Consider the following 17,858-nt stretch of genomic DNA (forward strand, 5'->3'; position numbering starts at 1 on the left):
CGGCGTAGGTTTTGACTACGCTGATGTGTTATCCGGTCTCCAACCGGGATTAAGTCTTTTAAGACGACGTACATGACTCCGGCCAAAGGCCGGATAACGTCAGGACGTAGTTAAAAACTACGCCCAACAGCCCAACTAGTCATGCCGGGCTATTTACGTTTACTGTAAATCCACTTCCAGAACTGTCTGCCCAAAGCCTGGCAAATCCAGCGCAATGTTATCTGCCGAAATGGCCTGATTAGTAGGTAGCCAGCGAGCCGCCTTGCTTGTTTTCTGAATGGTGGCTGGGGTCAGCTTTACGGTTGTCTTTGTGGCCTGAGCCCGATTGTTGAGCAGGATCACGTAAAGTTTCTTCTGGTCGGCCGAGCGGGCCAGGATGTAGTCGATCACGGGGCTTCCGGATTGTACCAGACCTTCCTGAATGAGCAGGCTGGCGGGTTGACCGTATATCGTTCCAGCGCCGAATCCGTAGGTTTGGTGCGGACCAACTTTGGGTGTTACGAAACCACGCGGGAAAACTATTTTCCCGCCAGAGCGTAGCTCCGCTTCGGCCATGAGGTAGTCCGTTAGCCAGCCAATCTGCCACCAGGCGTGATGCGGATACGGCCCCGAACCTTTGTTCATCCGGTCCCAGTAATAGGACGCCACACTGGTTTTCGGCTCCACAAAGGCATCCCGGCCAATGGCTCCAGACCGGGCCATATCCGCAAAGATTGGTTCTTTCGTCAATTGATACATCCGGATAAACATCCCGGCATGGCTGCATAATTGAATAGGACCAAGTCGGGTAGCCGAACCAAAAATGCCCCCGTGCTCAAAGCTCAGCCCCGTTTGGCTAATCTCCCAGTCTTCGCGCGGTATACCATTGACGGTCTTTGGATTGTGGTTGGCAATGGGATGCGTATAAATCGATGTTGTATAGATTTTGGCCGCTGTGATGGCTGCGTTTCTGTAACGGGCGTCGTTCGTCAGATCAAATAAATCCAGCAGCGCCTGCGCCGACTGACCGGTGGCAAAATCCGGCGCATAGCGAGCATCGCCACAGACGCCCAGAAAGCTACCCGTTTCGATGGCGTTTTTAAGGAACCAGTCAGCGCCTTTACGGGCGGCCGTCAGGTATTTGGGATCTTTCAGGATTCGGTAAGCAACAATCAATCCGTAAAACGTGGGCCGCAAATCCTGAATGTCTTTAAAAACCTCCTGTTCCGTAGGACGGTCGTAAGCCACGGCCCAGCGGCCATCCGGCTTTTGCCAGGTGAGCAGGCGGTCGGCGCCCAGGCGTAACCGTTCTTTCAGTTCCGTATTCGTCGGCTCAAACAAGAGCATATTGCCAATGTCGAGCATGGTATAGTAGGTCAGGCCGATGGGTTCGACGACTTCGCCCCATTCCTCCACAAACTTTTTCGATTTGGCCAGGTAATATTGGCCTTCGGGTGCCCCTTTAAAAAAGCTGTTTCCGGTTTCCTGTTGCGCCAGTTTAAAGTTTTCGGCGTAGGGAAGCACGTTTTTAGTCAGGAGCGGGTCGTGGGTCGCGTTGGCCAGCATCCACATCGCGCCGTAATCCGAGTTTTTCATCGCGTCCTTATTCGATCCCACAACGCCACCCAGATAGGACTGCGCCCCCAGTTTTTTACCCTCAAACTCTTCAATATTCCATAAGGACGTCTTGGGGTCTGTCAGATAATGGTGCATCTTCTCGATGCGATCCGTCAGCGACTGTTTGGATTGCCGCAACGCCAGCGTTTCCTTAAACTGATAAATGTCATACACAGCGTGATTCAACGCCTTGAACCAGCCGCCGTCAGTCAGGCTGTACCGAAAGGTGTAGCTCATCGGCTCCCCGGTTTTAAGGCTGGATTTTGGCTCTCCCAACACGGGGTAGTAGAGCGTAGGCGAAAGCTGCGCTTTCCGGTTCATGTGCGACAAACCAATGTTCCAGTCGGTTTGCGTAGGTTTATCTCTGGCCCACGGATCGCGGCTAAGTCCGGGTTCGGGAATGATGGAAAGCGTAATGCCATTTTTGGTACTGACCATTGGGCAAAGCGTACTGGCGCACCGTTCGCGGTAGACGACTGGCAACGACGGGATGCCATGCCCATAGGCATAAGCCAAGGCAAAATTCGGTTGTAGCTTGTTTCCCTGGAAATAGCCCGGTACGGTAGCCCAGGCCAGATTTTGTTCCGCCGTGCTGGCCAGCGTCGGACTGGCCAGCGAGAAGTACCCATCCCTTTTCGGCGTAACGGTTTGTTTGACGATGATATCCGATGGAAACTTCGGATCGAACGCCCATTCGGTGCTGATAGTGGCCGCATCCGTTTCCTGACGAAAAGTCAATGAGTTATTGCCGGTTCGTCTGGCTTCTTTGGGAAAGAAGTGAACCGCCTGCCCGGCCGTATTCAGCGAAACGGGGTTTGTACTTTCGGCCCACTGCACTTGCTGGTAATGATATTTTGGGCCGGGAAACTCTTCTCCCGTAATGGAGGTAAACGTCGTTTCGGGTTTTTCGGGTGGTTTTTCGGTGGCATAAAGCAGGGTATTCTCGCCCGATGGGGTTGCCAGGCTTACCCATTGGTTGCCCTTGCGTACGGCCACCTGCCCAATGGACCAACCATTCGGTGTATTTTTCCAGATGACTCTTACGCGCTCATTCACCAGTGATATTGGCTGATTCGATTGAGCCAAAGCGGCTGTAAAGCCGATACTTAAAAGAGCAACTTTCCAGATTAATTTCATTGAGTAAAGGGTTGTATACCCACGGACTTTAGCCCGTGTTTTTATCCTAAATAGTACCAGGGAAACACGGACTAAAGCCCGTGGGTACATCTATTTCCAATCCGCATTTTGCACCAGCTTCAGGTTGGCGTTGAGTTCGTCCTGCGGAATGGGGAAATATTTGTTCTTGGCCTGAACGGGACGGGATGGATACACACTATTTACGGCTGAAGTCAGGGCCGTCATATATTTACCCGTACGGGTTAGGTCATACCAGCGGTCGCCTTCAGCAAAAAACTCCCAGGAACGCTCCTGAATCACCGCGTCGATAAAGGCATCTTTGCTCAGGCCGGGCGTCAGATCCGGCAGACCCGCCCGTTTCCGGACCGGGTTAATGAAGCCATAAGCCGTTGCAGAAACTCCATTCTGACGCGCTTCGGCTTCGGCCGCAATCAGGTACATATCCGGTAAGCGGAGTATGGGAATGTTGGGGGTGTTTCCAATCGTCGATACGGGGTCCTGGTATTTTTTAATCAATACACCCTGCGCCGTAATGGGAGTAATGTTTCGCTGTGCAACTGTTTTATTGCTCTTATCAACGTAGGTGGTATCGAGCAACAACCGCCGTTTGTCGGCCGGATTAAAAGAGTCGTAAAAGGACTGATAGGCAAACATCGACCCGAAAGAAGTTTTCGAATAGGCCGGAGCCGCGCTACCCGCCGGGCCGCACAGGCTGGTCAGCTGATGCCCACGCGAAGGACTGAAGCCACCTTCCGACTCGAAAGCCCACATGTTTTCGAGTCGGGCCGGGTCTTCGTTGTCGTACCGATAGACATCCAGCACATTCGGCAACAAGGCATATTTGCCCGAAGCAATCACTTCCTGCGCTTTCTTGGACGCCGTTGCCCAATCTTCGTTGTAGAGGGCAGCTTTGGCATAGAGGGCATTGACGACTTCTTTGGATGGTCGCCCCTTATCAACAGCCGGGTATGAAGGCAAACCGGCAGCTAATGCCTGATCCAGATCACTATAAATCTGCTTATAGACCTCTGCCTTGGTGCTCTTCCCGACAATGGCTTCGGCCTGTGTGGCACTGGCTTTGATCTTTACCGGCACATCGCCGAAATTCTTGGTCAGCGTCCAGTGATAAAAAGCCCGCATAAAATAAGCTTCGCCAATAATTTGCTTCTGACGGGTTGCGTCCATTTTAGCACCGGGCACCTTCTCAATAATCCAGTTGGCCTTCTCAATACCATCGTAACAGGATGTCCAGATTTGCTGAGGGGCCTCATTGATCCGTCCGGCACTTTTCTGGGTCGTGTAGTTGGGGTCGTATGAAAACAGGGTTAGGGTGTTCCGCCCCACAACGGCCCGAGGGTAGGTTTGGTCGGCGCTGAAGTCAGAGACAATGGTCATGGCTGGGCCCACACACATATCGGCAATCGGGTCATACACCGCAATCAGGCCTTTTTCGGCATCAGAAGCCGTTTTATAAAATGCTTCGGTATAGATAGACGAGTAAATGGTTTCGTCCAGCTTACAGGCTGTTAAGGAGAGGGCAACGAGTATAGGAATGAGTATCTTTTTCATGTTTGTAAAGAGCGAGTGAGAGAATGAGTGAAAGATGAATGACAGATGCGTTTTTCACTCATTCACTCATTCACTCTTTCGCTCATTTAAAATGTGACCTGGATTCCACCCAGAAACGACCGGGCAGGGGGATAAACTAAGTTGTCGACGCCAATGACCGTGTTGCTACCCGCGTAGGAGTTTACTTCGGGATCGAAGCCGCTGTACTTGGTAAGGGTAAAGAGATTGTTGCCGCTGGCATAGATCCGGATGCGCTGGACACCATTTAGTTTAGGCAGTGTGTACCCCAGCGTTATGTTTTTCATCCGCACGTAGGAACCGTCTTCCACGTATCGGCTGCTAACCGGAAGGCGGCTGCCCTGGGCTGCGCTGGCATATTCCTGGCTGGGGTTCGTGGGCGACCAGCGGTTGGCGACACCCGCCAGCAAATTGCGCTGACCAAGGGGCGTCTCAAACGCAAACCGGGCCTGGTTGTAGATGTCATTGCCCTGCGACCCCGAAAAGAAGGCGCTCAAGTCAAAACTTTTATAGGCCAGATTGGTCGAAAAACCGAAAATAACTTTGGGATTCGGATTGCCTGTAACCACCTGGTCGGCCGCTGAGATAACACCATCTCCATTGATATCTTTCACTTTATGGCCACCCAAACGACCGTCGTAGCCGGGCAGAATGGTTTCGCCCGTTTGGTTTATTCCATCAAAAACGTACGTTTTGAACAGGCCCAGCGGTTGCCCGACGCTCAAAATGCTGTAGGTTGTCACGAAGCGTTCCTGGGTAGTGCCGCCATCCAGATCAAGCACTTTGTTGCGGTTCATGGTCGCATTTGCCGACACGTCCCAGCGGAGAGGGCCCTGCAAGATTCGGGCATTGGCCGCCAGTTCGACTCCTTTGTTTTCGAGAGCCGCAAAATTGCCCGTAATGCTGCCATAGCCCGATGATAAGGGCAATGTCTTGATGTACAGCAGGTCGCGTGTTTTCTTGTCATACACGTCGACTACGAAACTCAGCCGGTTGTTCAGTACGCTGATATCCAGGCCAATATTAGCCTGAGTCGATTTCTCCCAGCGCAGATCGGGGTTGGCGATTCCCAGCGGATTAATACCCGTCAAATAAGTATGATTAAACTGGTAATCAGATGAATTGGGGTTAGACGAGCCAACTATAGCCAGCGACTGATAGGGCGAGATGCCGCCCGCGTTACCCGTTAAGCCGTAGCTGCCGCGCAGTTTTAAATCCGATAACCAGCCAACGTTCTTGAGAAAAGGCTCTTCAATAATACGCCAGGCTGCCGATACCGCCGGGAAAAAACCGTATTTATGGTTCGCTCCGAATTTTGTAGATCCATCGGCCCGAGCGGTCAAATCCAGAAAATACTTGTCCTTATAGCCGTAGTTAATCCGGGCCAGGTAAGAGTCTAATCCTTCTTTGGTCCGGTTGCTGTTTACGGTCCGGGCCAGGGCTAGCTGCAACGCTTCGTCACCCGTTGCATCATTGGGAAAGCCCGTAGCATTAATTTGATTCGAGTTAAACAGGTTGGTTTGGGTAGCATATACACCGGTGAACTTTAGCGAGTGGTGCTCCGCAAACTGGCGACTGTAGGTTAGAATGCTTTCGTGGAGCAGCACGATTCCGTTCGAATTTGTTTTGGAGCCCGAACCCGAATTATCATTTAGATCGGTCAGGCTGACAATGGACCGGGGCGAATACGTGTCGCGCAGGCTATTCTGCAAATCCACGTTGAAAGAAGCCCGGTAGGTTAAGCCTTTCGCCAGAGAGACTTCGCCATACAGGTTGGCCAGTGTTCGCTGGGTAGCTGTCTGGTTGTAGATGGCGGCCAGCCCCAATGGATTGGCTACTTCGCGATACTGGCCATTGGCCTGTTCGCCAAACGGGTAAATACTGCCGTCCGCACGGTATGGTTTCAGCGTGGGTGGCGCACCGAGGGCCGCGCCTAAAATACTGCTGGTTACCACATCGGCGTCGCCCAGATTCGTGCTGCCATAGGGAACGCCTTTATTGATGGAATAACTGCCCAGAATGCTGGTCCCTATCTTGATCCGCTCACTAACACGGTGATCGACGTTGAGCCGGAGCGAATAGCGCTGAAAACCAGAGTTGATAATAATGCCATCCTGGTTGAAGTAATTCAGCGACAGGGCCAGTTGGGTTTTCTCCGAGCCTCCGTTAATGGTCAACTGATGATTTTGAATGGCCGCTTCCCGGAAAATCAGTTTTTGCCAGTTCGTGCCTTCGCCCAAGCTGGCAGGGTCCGGGTAAAAGGTGTTTTTAAAGACTTCATTATCCAACTGGGCAAACTGGGCTGCGTTAAGAACCGGAAGCATTTTAGTAGCCTTCTGTACGCCATAATAGCTTTCCAGGCTAACCCGGGTGGCGCCACTCTTTCCTCGCTTTGTGGTGATCAGAACGACGCCATTGGCGGCCCGTGAGCCATAGATGGCCGTCGCCGAAGCATCTTTCAGCACCTCAACCGATTCGATATCATTCGGATTGATGGTTGACAGAGGGCTAGTCGTTGCCACGTTATCGGTTGGGCTTCCGTTGGCAATCTGAATGCCGTCCACGATGTAGAGCGGTTCAGAGGTTCCGTTAATGGAGTTCGTACCCCGAATCCGAACGCTGACATTGCCGCCCGGCGCGCCCGAATTTTGTACAATCTGAACCCCTGCTACCCGCGCCTGTATGCCCTGGGCTACGTTGACGATAGGCGTTTGAACCAGATCGGCGGATTTAATCGACGCAATGGAGCCGGTTGTCTCAATTTTTCGCTGAGTGCCGTAGCCAACCACAACCACTTCGTTCAGCGACCGGTCGTCGGATTTCAGCGCCACATCAATGGTACTTTTGTTGGCAACGGGAACCTCCTGCGACACATAACCAATCGAGGAGAACGTCAGGGTTGTATTTCCGTTGGGAATGGTTACCGTGTATTGTCCGTTGGCATTCGTTGTGGTTCCCTGCTGAGCGCCTTTCACGACTACGTTTGCCCCCGGCAGTCCTTCGTTTGTGCCAGCGTCGGTCACCCGCCCCTTAATGGTTGTGGTTCGGGGTGCCTGCGCCTGCCCTGTCAGGGTAGCCAATACCAGACTCAGCAAGCCGATCCCAGTTCGTAATGATAAAATAGATTGCATAGGTCAAGCAGCGTTGACTGCCTTTTAGTTTTTAGGAATGGCAAAATTGAAAAAGTACAAAACTTATAACTTGAGTGAGCCAGGGAATAGGAAGAGCGAGTAAGTAATGATTTTCATCTTCTGACCCCCAGACAATAAGCAAAATGAGCTATTTCGCCTATTATTACTTGATATTACAGCCCAATCGTAATTCTGCAAAGAAATTTTTGACTTATTTTATTGGGAATGTTCCCAAAATTTTGGGAACATTCCCAATAAAATGATCAGGCAAGATGGCTGTTGGTTATGTATCTACTAGCTAATAGTAGGTAAAAATTAGATTCGTTATATAAATAGAAGTTTCTGTGGCTACTCATCAGACAACCATTATCGACATTGCCCGTGCGCTGGGAATATCCAAATCGACGGTATCACGGGCCTTAACGGGTCATGCAAATGTTAATGAGAAAACCCGGCAGCGCATACTCGATATGGCCGCTCAGGTCGATTATCAGCGGAATCAACTGGCTATATCCCTGCTGACGAACCGTACTGGAACGGTGGGTATCATTGTGCCAGAGTTTATCAGTTTCTTTTTCCCGAAAGTCATTATCGGAGCGCAGGAGGAGATGGCCAAATCGGGCTATAATGTCGTTATCTGCCATTCAAATGAGTCGTATGAAACGGAAGTGTCCAACGCGAAAGCCTTATTGGCGAGTCGGGTGGATGGCCTGATTGTGTCGCACACGAAAGAAACCCGCAACTTCGATCACTTCAAGGTTTTCCAGCGGAAAGGCATTCCAGTCGTATTTTTCAACCGCGTTTGCGAGGATATGGCAGTATCGAACGTAACGGTGGATGATTATAACGGCGCGTTTCGGGCGGTCGAGCACCTCATTCAAACGGGCCGACGGCGGATTGCCCATCTGGCCGGGCCCGATACGCTCGCCAATAGCCGCAACCGGCTCAATGGCTATCGGGATGCCCTGCGGCACTATGGGCTGCCGATAGACCCAGAGTTGGTTATCGCCTATGATCTGAATCTCGACAAGGCAAATATTTATGTAAACCACCTGTTGAACTTACCGAACCCGCCCGATGCTCTGTTCGCCATGAATGACCCCACAGCGCTCGAAGCCCTGAACGTGGCCAAACGTCGGGGTCTATCAGTGCCCGACGATCTGGCTATTGTGGGTTTTAGTGACGATCCGATGTCGGCCCTGATCGAGCCGGGCCTAACGACGGTCGCCCAGCCCGTCGACGAAATAGGGCAGCAAACGGCGAATTTATTACTTCGGCAGTTGCAGGCAAAAGAAGATGAGTTTGAGCCTGAACGGATTATACTACCAACAAGCTTGATTGTCCGGGGCTCAACCGTGAAGGCTGTATAGGCTAACTTTCCGGTAACTTGATCTAAATGAGGGGTAATTCATTCGTTGCTTAGCAGATTTTCTCATTTTCACCGGGTTGAAACCCAAGGCAGAAACAACCGGATGGATAAACTGTGCCGGACCTCAACCCGGTGAAAATGAAAAAATACGGGCCTTTTTCGAGCGATTTCCCTAAAATGTAAAAAATACGTTATAAGCTTGCAAAGAAGGGAGTAAGAGTTTAGTACAACTATCTTTTGGTTTTGTTCTAAACATACGCTCATGAAAAATAAGCTCTGGCTACCAGGCTTGCTTTCGTTCTCGATGCTGGTCGTTACCTGTAAGGTCGTACAGCAAGCTCCGCAGGATAGCGCAAAAAATACGGCAGCTACAGACACTGTCCCGGCCTTTGTTTCCAATCCATCGCCTGCACAACTGACGCCCGAGCAGAGCCTGAAGGCCTTTCGGGTGCCCAAAGGCTACCATATGGAACTGGTCGCCAGCGATCCGATGATCAGGGAGCCAGTGGCGATTGCCTGGGACGGAAACGCCAAAATGTATGTAGCCGAAATGGATACCTACATGCAGGACGCCGATGGTTCCGGTGAGCACGACGCGATCAGTCGGGTTATGCTGCTCGAAGACACCAACAACGACGGTAAAATGGACAAAAGCTCCGTTTTCATCGACAAGCTTCTGTTGCCCCGCATGATTTTGTGCGTTGACCACGAGTTGCTGGTCAACGAAACCGATACCTACGACATTTATAGTTATAAAGATACCAATGGCGATGGGGTAGCCGATCAGAAAAAATCGGTTTACCATGTCGGTAAAAAATCGCCCGGTAATCTGGAACACCAGCGCAGTGGACTGGACTGGAATCTGGACAACTACATTTACGAAACGGTTGATCCGGTGCGGTTTCGCTACACCAAAAATGGCCTTAAAGCAGACTCGCTGCCCAGCGGCTCCAATGGCCAATGGGGGCTTACCCACGATAACTACGGCCGGTTATTTTTCTCGCGGGCGGGTGGCGAAATTCCGGCATCGGGCTTTCAGATTAACCCCGTTTATGGTGGACTGGAATTTCCAGATCAATACAGTGAAGAATTCAACGCGGTCTGGCCGATTATGGCTACACCCGATATTCAGGGTGGTCTGAACCGGCTCCGGTTGCCCGATAGTACACTGAATCACTTCACGGCCAGCAATGGGCAGTCTATCTTCCGGGGTGACAAACTACCCGCTGATCTGGTGGGTGATTACCTGATTGGCGAACCCGTTGCCCGGATTATCCGCCGGGCTAAAGTGATCAATACAAACGGAAAGCTAAGGCTGGAAAACGCCTATAAACAGCAGGAGTTTATCGCATCAACCGATATGAATTTCCGGCCCGTAAACACCTATACCGGTCCAGATGGCTGTTTGTACATCGTGGACATGAACCGGGGTATTATTCAGGAATCGCAGTGGACACCGAAAGGAAGCTACCTGCGGCCCCAGATCGAACGGCTGGGACTGGACAAGAATATTCAGCATGGCCGCATTTTCCGGCTGGTGCACGATGGCATGAAGCCGGGTCCAAAACCGCACATGCTCGATGAGCCCAGCGCCAAACTGGTTACCTACCTCGATCATCCGAATGGCTGGTGGCGCGATAATGCCCAGAAGCAACTCGTTGTGCTGGGTGATAAGTCGGTGGTTCCGATGCTGAAGCAGATCGCTTCGGGCCAGCAAGGCTCGTTGGCTAAACAGCCATCGGCGCTTGGCCGTTTGCATGCCTTGTGGACGCTGGAAGGCCTGGAGGCTATCGACAAAGATATGGTACTTATGGCGATGAAAGACGCTGACCCACAAGTTCGGCGGGCGGCTGTCGTGATTAGTGAGCGGTATGTAAAGCAGGATGATGATCAGGTTATCGAGGCCTTACGGGCCCTTAAAACCGATCCCAGCTATGATGTCAGGACGCAATTGGTGTTGTCGCTGCACGCCAGCAAGGCCGCTAAAGCCAACACGCTTGCCAGCGAGATCATTGAGCAGAGCGCTAACAACGAAATGCTAGTCAGCGCTCAGAAAAGTTTATTGAAGAATGACGCCGTCAAAACCTACGGCTTGCGGCTGGGCCGGCTCGAACCCGAAGACCGGAAGATGGTTATGGCCGGTGCCAATACTTTTAAAACTCTGTGTGCCAGCTGTCATGGTCCCGATGGAAAAGGCCTGGCCGTTGGCGGAAGCAGCATGGTTGCTCCTCCATTATTTGCCTCGAAACGAGTGGTAGGTGATAAAGATGTGCTGATTAAAATCCTGTTGAATGGCTTATCCGGCCCCGTCGACGAGAAAACCTATCCCGATGTTATGCCATCTATGGCGGCCAATGACGACGAATGGATTGCTTCTGTCCTGAGCTATATCCGGTATGAATTTGGCTACACGGGTAATTTTCCGCCGTATACACCACCGCCTGGTCCCCGGCCCTCGGGCAGTGGCCCTCCGCCGGAAATTGTGAAACGCCGAGGCTATAAACCCTTTGTGAAAGCGGAGGATGTGAAGCGCATACGCGAGCAAACAACGGGACGAACCAAAGCCTGGACGTTGGCCGATCTGGAAAAAGTGGGCGAGTAACGAGGGGAGGAGTTAATAAAAAATAGTAAAGCTTATGAAAGCCCGAGCCCTGATTGCCTGCTATGCCATGAGCCTGACAATGGCCCTTGCCCAACCGAACCCGGCACGGCCTGATTTATGCCAGGGAGCCTATTTTACGGAAGCAGAAGGAGCAGCCGCCTTACAAAAGTTTGCCCAGACTCATCATGACCGTGCCAGTTGGGAAGCACGCGCTAAACTGATTCGGCAGGGCCTTCGGGATGGGATGCAGTTGCCTGAAAAGCCGAAATTTGCCCCACTTCAGCCCATTCGGCATAGTTTGAAGAAATTGAACGGCTATACGGTCGAGAATGTAGCTTTTGAGAGTATACCGGGCTTTTTCGTAACCGGTAATCTGTATAAACCACTTAATGCGGCTGGCAAATTACCGGCCATTCTCTGTCCACATGGGCATACCGCCAAAGAGGATGCCCGCTTTGTAGAGCAAACTCAGCAGCGGTGCGCCACCATGGCCCGCCTAGGAGCCGTTGTGTTTGTTTATGACATGCTTGGCTATGGCGATTCAAAGCAGACGTCGCACAAATTACCCGAAGCGCTGAAACTGCAAACCCTGAACGGCATGCGCTCGCTTGATTTCCTGATGAGCTTACCCGAGGTAAATAAAAACCGGATAGCCATGTCGGGGGAGTCGGGTGGGGGAACCCAAACGTTTCTGCTGACGGCGCTCGATCCGCGGATTAAGGTGTCGGTGCCCGTCGTCATGGTGTCGGCGCACTTTTTCGGAGGTTGCACCTGCGAGAGCGGCATGCCCATTCATAAGCGGCCCACCCACCAGACCAGTAATGTGGAGCTGGCCGCATTAGCCGCTCCACGACCGATGCTGCTTGTGTCTGATGGGAAAGACTGGACAAAGAATACGCCCGACGTTGAATTCCCATACATCCAAACCATTTATGGCTATTATGGCGCAAAAGATCAGGTCGAAAACGTGCATCTGCCAACCGAGGGTCATGATTATGGGCCTAACAAACGGGCAGCTGCCTATCGGTTTCTGGCTAAAGCACTAAAGCTGGATTTGAATCGGATTCTCAAGAATGGAGAGATCGACGAAAGCCCTAATACATTGCTGGAGCCAGCCGCTTTGATGGTCTTCGATGCAGCTCACCCGCGCCCGGCCCGTGCTGTTATGGGCGACGAAGCGGTGATTGCTTTGTTGAAGTAAGGTTTCTTAAGAGTCTGTAAAACGTAAAAAATCGTACCCCTAAACCCGGCTTTTTCGGCCGAAATTTTTAACTCGCATGGATATTTTCAATATCAACCGTCGTCGTTTTATTCAGGGCACTACTGCCTCGCTCGCTCTTTCGGCCTTTGGGGCGAGGGGTATGGATCTCATGAACCCGCCCAAGGCTTACCGGGTTGGTCTGATCGGTACGGGATGGTATGGTAAAAGCGATTTGTTCCGTCTTATTCAGGTAGCTCCCGTAGAAGTCGTTGCGCTTTGTGATGTCGATAAAAACATGCTGGCCGGTGCCGCAAAACTGGTGAGCCAGCGACAAAAATCGGGTAAGACGCCCAAGCTCTATGGCGATTACAAAAAAATGCTGGCCGAGAATCAGATGGACATCGTGCTCATTGGCACCCCCGACCACTGGCATGCGCTACAAATGATCGACTGCGTGAAAGCAGGCTCCCATGTCTACGTACAAAAGCCAATTAGCGTCGACGTGATGGAAGGCGAAGCGATGGTTGCGGCAGCCCGGAAGTATAACAAGGTGGTGCAGGTTGGTACGCAGCGCAAAAGTACGCCACACCTGATCCGAGCGAAAAAAGAGATCGTCGATGCCGGATTACTCGGGAAAATATCGCACGTGGAGATGTCCTGCGACCTCCATATGCGCAACAATGGCAACCCACCCGTGCAGGCCGTCCCCGATTTTCTGGATTACGAAATGTGGACAGGTCCCGCTCCGCTACGCCCCTATGACGGCTTGCCGCATGTGCGCTGGTGGCGGACATTCATGGAGTATGGGAATGGCATTACGGGCGATATGTGCGTGCACATGTTCGACACGGTTCGCTGGATGATGAATCTTGGCTGGCCCAAACGGATTAGTTCGCACGGGGGTATTTATGTTCAGAAAGAGGGCAAATCGAATATTTCTGACACCCAATCGGCGCTATTTGAATACGATGACCTGAATTGTGTCTGGCATCACAAAACCTGGGGCACGGCCAACAATCCGGATTATCCCTGGTCATTTACGCTCTACGGCGAAAAAGGAACGTTGTGGGGCAGCACCATGCAGTGCGACTTTATTCCCGATGGCAAAGGCGAAAAAATACACCTGGATGTTGTCTACGAAAAAGAGAAATACCCCGAAGATGTTACGGAAGATACGAATCCGAAAATTGAGTTGAACGCAGCCCCGGCAACCCGTTTGCACATGCTCAATTTCCTGGATGCCATCGACAAAAACAGCCGTCCTGTCGCTGACATCGAACAAGGACATATCTCGACCGCGAGCTGTATTCTGGCCAATATGGCCATGAAAACCGGCCGCCCGATGGTCTATGACCCCGTAAAACGGGAAGTGGTGGGCGACAAAGAAGCGACCAAAATGCTGGCCCGAGACTATCGTTCGCCATACACCCATCCCGATCCGAAGAAGGTGTAGTGGTTTACATCACAAAAAACGGGTGACAGCTTCTAAAGCTGTCACCCGTTTTTTGTGATGTATGTTTCCGTGGGCTGTGAAGACACGGCCCACGGAGAATAGCCTCGCCAAGCGAGATTACCCCAAACTCACCAACTCCTTCAGTTCATCATCATTCAGGTCGCCGAGCCAGGTTTCGCCGGTTTTCACGCTAAGGTCGGCTAGTTCGCGTTTGGAACGGATCATCGCGTCAATCTTTTCTTCCAGCGTTCCCTGGTTCATGAGCCGGTACACCAATACGTTTTTGGTTTGACCAATGCGGAATGCCCGGTCGGTAGCCTGCGATTCGACGGCCGGATTCCACCACAAATCATAATGAATGACATGGTTCGCCTGCGTCAGGTTCAGGCCGGTACCGCCCGCTTTGAGCGACAAAATAAAGGTGTGGTCGCTACGGTTCTTCTGAAATTGTTCGACCATCTCGTCGCGTTCGGATCGGGAGGTGCCACCGTGTAAAAATAAAGGCTGTCTTCCAAAGGCCTGCTCGATAAACTGAGCCAGTAACTCGCCCATTTCCTTGTATTGGGTGAAAATCAGCACTTTTTCATGGTTGGCATAAATCGTCTCGAGCAGGTTGAGCAACAAAACCGTCTTGCCCGATAGGGCCGGAAGATCCGAACCGCGTTTGAGGTATTGCCGGGGGTGATTGCCAATCTGCTTGAGGGCCGTCATGAGCTTTAACACCAGACCCCGGCGGGCAATACCATCCTTCTCTTCAATAGCCCGCAAACTCTCCTGTACCACACTCTGATACAGAGCGGCCTGCTCGGGCGTAAGCGTACAAAACTGATTATTTTCAATCTTGTCAGGAAGGTCAGTAATAATACTGCGATCTGTTTTGACACGACGAAGCAGAAATGGGCTGGTTATGCGCCGGAATTGATCCAGTTTCTGATGGTCGCGCTCCTGCTGAATCGGTTTGCCAAACTCTTCGTTAAACTTGGTCAAGCCGCCCAGATACCCTTTGTTCACGAAGTCCATAATGCTCCAGAACTCTGATAGCCTGTTTTCGACGGGTGTGCCGCTCAAGGCAATGCGGATGGGCGATTTCAGGGATTTAACGGCCTTTGTCTGTTCCGTATCGGCGTTTTTAATGTTCTGGGCTTCGTCGATAACGACAACGGCCCAGGTTGTTTTCTTGAACGTTTCCAGATCGCTCCGAATAACGCCGTAGGTTGTCAATAAAAGATCGTAATCGTCGGCTCGCTCGCTGGGTAGCTTTCGATTCGAACCATGGTAGATGCGAGCCTGTAGTTCCGGAGCAAAACGGGCTATTTCCTTCTGCCAGTTGGTTAATAGCGTTGTTGGAAGAACAACCAGGCCCTTTTGTTTTTTGAACCGCCCTTCCTGCCTGAATTTGAGCAGTAAAGCAATGACCTGTAAGGTTTTGCCCAATCCCATGTCATCGGCAAGCAGACTGCCCATACCCAGGGCCGTATTTTTGATAAGCCAGTCGTAGCCCCGTTGTTGATACGGTCGGAGGGTAGCGTCTAATGATTCGGGTAAGGGTTGGGACGTACTTTCGGTAAACTGCCGGACCAATTCCCGCACTTCGGCCGACAAACCTAACCGGTTACCTCTAAATTCCTCGGCCAAGGCGGCACGCAGTAGCTCGGTTCCGGTCAGCTCAGGCGGGCTTTCGAGTTGTTTGTAAAGCTTGGTCAGGTCATTTGGATCGACTAGTACATACTGGTCTTTAATTTTGACCAGGCCCGTAGTGCGGCCAACCAGTTTCTGGAATTCCCGTACGCTCACCATTTCGTTGCCGAGCGCCACTTGCCAGTCGAACGTTAGCATTTCGTCCAGCCGCATAAAAGCATTGCTGGCCGTAACTTTGGCCTTGAGTCGCCCACCTGCCTGCGGTCGCACCCAATGCCGGAGTGATTTTGGTAGCCATAGGGCAATCCCCAGCAGTTGCATACGGGGAAGCGTATCGAGCAGGATCTTCACAAATTGCTCAGGCGAATACGTCAGGTAAGCGGGTCCACCGATTTTTGTCAGCTTCGTCAGATCAGGAAAGTGCCGGGCCAGAATCAGCAAATCCTGCAAAACATCCATGCGAATGCGCTCGTATGGATCGAGTCCTCGCGTTTTCTTATCCAGTAAATCGGGTAACGGAATAGGGGCCGTGGGCGTACCATTGACTAAAGGGCCTTCGCGGTCGCGGATCAGCAGACTTAGCCGGAATTCATCACCCAACTCACTGTCTTCGACGGCCAGAATGGGCACAAACCGTTTATGGGTCAAGAAGAAATCGTTGACCCAAAGCTGCATGGCCAGCGGCATTTCTTTTCGACCAAATCCTTCAAACCGGACCGTTTCTACGCCAAAAAATAGCCGGTCGGCATCTTCAAGGGGCCAGCGCTCCCACAGTTCGATGGTAGCGGGTTTGATAACCCGACGCAGAAAGAGCGAGCATAAGGTCAAAACCTGTTGCTCATCTGGCAGAGCCAGCCATTCTTTTTGCCAGCGGACGGTGAGTAACGTGGGCGGAAGCTGGGTAGCGAGCTGATCGGTCAGCCGCTTAACGGTTTCGTTGAGTGTTGCCGGGAGCCACCGCACCCGATATTGTTCTTCAGCAGGACCAACCCGCAGCAGTTGCGGCACCACAGCGCCCCGACGCAACAGCACCGCCGAGAATTGTTGTGTCAAGTAAAGTGCCCGCACCGAATCGCTCATTTCGGGCCAGTCGGCTTCGGTGAGGGTATCGAGCCAGTTAATCAGATCGCTCATGTCGAACCCGCTGATGGACCGGGGTTCGCCATGTTCGCTGAACATGCTTATCTTCTTGACCGCCATCAACTCATCGAGTTGTAGCTCAATGCTGTCGCTAAAGGCAGGGCCAGCGGGCCGATTTTTTTCGTCCGTAACCAACTCCTTTTCTATTGGCTTGCTGAATAATTTGTACGCTCGGCTCAACGATTTATGGAAGTCGCCTTTGGTAAACGTAACGTCGGGAGAGAGCAAGTCTAAAAGCTGGTCGGCTAGGGGTGGAATGGTCGCAAAGTCCAGGCTGGCGCGAATGGTTTCATCGGGCCGCCAGTCTTCGTCTTCATCGGGCAGTTCATCGGTGCCAATGTCTCTAAACGACAGCACCGTATCCAATGTGCTGGCGATCCCATGGACCTGACTTTTCTGGATTTCGGCCAGTATGTCCAGCCCTTTCAGTTGGAAAACTAAAAATGGATTTCGGTCAATTTCATTTGCAATCGTGTAAATGACAGCTGCCAGGTGCTTACAGGGAACGGCCTCATCGGGGCAGGAGCAACCCATGGTCAAATCCCGGAATGAGTGGGGAAACAACTGAATGTTGCGTTTTTCGGCAAACTCCGTCAACTCAGGCGGCAACTGCCGGTTAAGCAGTTGCGCCAGCGTCGCCGGATTCTCATTTATTTCGGTGAGTAACGCTGTTTTTTCCTTATCCGTAAACAGTGGCACCGACAATTTGGATTTATAGGGACGTGGCGCGGTTCCTTTGATCGAAGCGCTGATCTGATTTTGAGAAATGGACAATCCCTGCACGGCTCCTTTGTTGGCGTAGGTCTTCCCACGCGGCAATCGGTTGGCCATATCAATGCTCGTTAACGCATTGAGCCACTGTTGTCCCCACCATGTTTTGCCATAGGTGATTCGTTCCGCCATGATACCCAATTAATAATTTCGCCGTAAAAGTAGTTGATTAACCAGTTAGCCGGGAAAATGGGTTCCGTTGGTAAGTTTACCAACTAGCCCGGCGTCAGGCG

At 51.8% G+C, this 17,858-nt stretch carries 8 protein-coding genes; 4 read left to right on the forward strand and 4 right to left on the reverse strand.

Going from position 1 to position 17,858, the window contains the following annotated elements; genetic code table 11:
• Nucleotides 1-159 precede the first annotated feature (159 nt).
• From SD10_RS27340 to SD10_RS27350, 3 genes are all read right to left on the reverse strand, one after another.
• On the reverse strand, nucleotides 160-2,733 hold the full coding sequence (locus SD10_RS27340) for a glycoside hydrolase family protein (protein WP_046578482.1): 2,574 nt from the start codon (nucleotides 2,731-2,733) through the stop codon (nucleotides 160-162).
• A 90-nt stretch (nucleotides 2,734-2,823) separates the two neighbouring features.
• Complete coding sequence (locus SD10_RS27345) at nucleotides 2,824-4,302, reverse strand: RagB/SusD family nutrient uptake outer membrane protein (RefSeq protein ID WP_046578484.1); 1,479 nt, start codon at nucleotides 4,300-4,302, stop codon at nucleotides 2,824-2,826.
• An 86-nt stretch (nucleotides 4,303-4,388) separates the two neighbouring features.
• Nucleotides 4,389-7,451 carry a SusC/RagA family TonB-linked outer membrane protein gene (locus SD10_RS27350; protein WP_046578486.1) on the reverse strand — a complete coding sequence of 1,021 codons (3,063 nt, stop codon included), beginning with the start codon at nucleotides 7,449-7,451 and terminating at the stop codon, nucleotides 4,389-4,391.
• A 344-nt stretch (nucleotides 7,452-7,795) separates the two neighbouring features.
• On the opposite strand from SD10_RS27350, the gene SD10_RS27355 reads away from it, so the two are divergent.
• From SD10_RS27355 to SD10_RS27370, 4 genes are all read left to right on the forward strand, one after another.
• Complete coding sequence (locus tag SD10_RS27355; protein WP_046578487.1) at nucleotides 7,796-8,821, forward strand: LacI family DNA-binding transcriptional regulator; 1,026 nt, start codon at nucleotides 7,796-7,798, stop codon at nucleotides 8,819-8,821.
• Between the two features lie 261 nt (nucleotides 8,822-9,082).
• The gene (locus SD10_RS27360) at nucleotides 9,083-11,422 is read left to right on the forward strand and encodes a DUF7133 domain-containing protein (RefSeq protein ID WP_046578489.1); all 2,340 of its coding nucleotides are present in this window, start codon (nucleotides 9,083-9,085) and stop codon (nucleotides 11,420-11,422) included.
• 34 nt (nucleotides 11,423-11,456) lie between these two features.
• Entirely contained in the window at nucleotides 11,457-12,623 is a 1,167-nt protein-coding gene (locus tag SD10_RS27365; RefSeq protein ID WP_046578490.1) for an alpha/beta hydrolase family protein, read from the forward strand.
• Nucleotides 12,624-12,699: 76 nt separating this feature from the next.
• Nucleotides 12,700-14,076, forward strand: a complete 1,377-nt coding sequence (locus SD10_RS27370) for a Gfo/Idh/MocA family protein (RefSeq protein WP_046578491.1) — start codon at nucleotides 12,700-12,702, stop codon at nucleotides 14,074-14,076.
• Between the two features lie 117 nt (nucleotides 14,077-14,193).
• On the opposite strand, the gene SD10_RS27375 is transcribed toward SD10_RS27370, so the two are convergent.
• On the reverse strand, nucleotides 14,194-17,757 hold the full coding sequence (locus SD10_RS27375) for an SNF2-related protein (protein ID WP_046578493.1): 3,564 nt from the start codon (nucleotides 17,755-17,757) through the stop codon (nucleotides 14,194-14,196).
• Nucleotides 17,758-17,858 lie beyond the last annotated feature (101 nt).

Origin of the sequence: Spirosoma radiotolerans (genome assembly GCF_000974425.1) — a bacterium.
In the GTDB taxonomy this organism is placed as follows: Bacteria; Bacteroidota; Bacteroidia; order Cytophagales; family Spirosomataceae; genus Spirosoma; species Spirosoma radiotolerans.

Excerpts from the sequence above, each read along its gene's own strand:
- SD10_RS27340 (WP_046578482.1), bottom strand. The coding sequence starts at position 2,733 with ATGAAATTAATCTGGAAAGTTGCTCTTTTAAGTATCGGCTTTACAGCC.
- SD10_RS27345 (WP_046578484.1), bottom strand. The coding sequence starts at position 4,302 with ATGAAAAAGATACTCATTCCTATACTCGTTGCCCTCTCCTTAACAGCC.
- SD10_RS27350 (WP_046578486.1), bottom strand. The coding sequence starts at position 7,451 with ATGCAATCTATTTTATCATTACGAACTGGGATCGGCTTGCTGAGTCTG.
- SD10_RS27360 (WP_046578489.1), top strand. The coding sequence starts at position 9,083 with ATGAAAAATAAGCTCTGGCTACCAGGCTTGCTTTCGTTCTCGATGCTG.
- SD10_RS27365 (WP_046578490.1), top strand. The coding sequence starts at position 11,457 with ATGAAAGCCCGAGCCCTGATTGCCTGCTATGCCATGAGCCTGACAATG.
- SD10_RS27370 (WP_046578491.1), top strand. The coding sequence starts at position 12,700 with ATGGATATTTTCAATATCAACCGTCGTCGTTTTATTCAGGGCACTACT.
- SD10_RS27375 (WP_046578493.1), bottom strand. The coding sequence starts at position 17,757 with ATGGCGGAACGAATCACCTATGGCAAAACATGGTGGGGACAACAGTGG.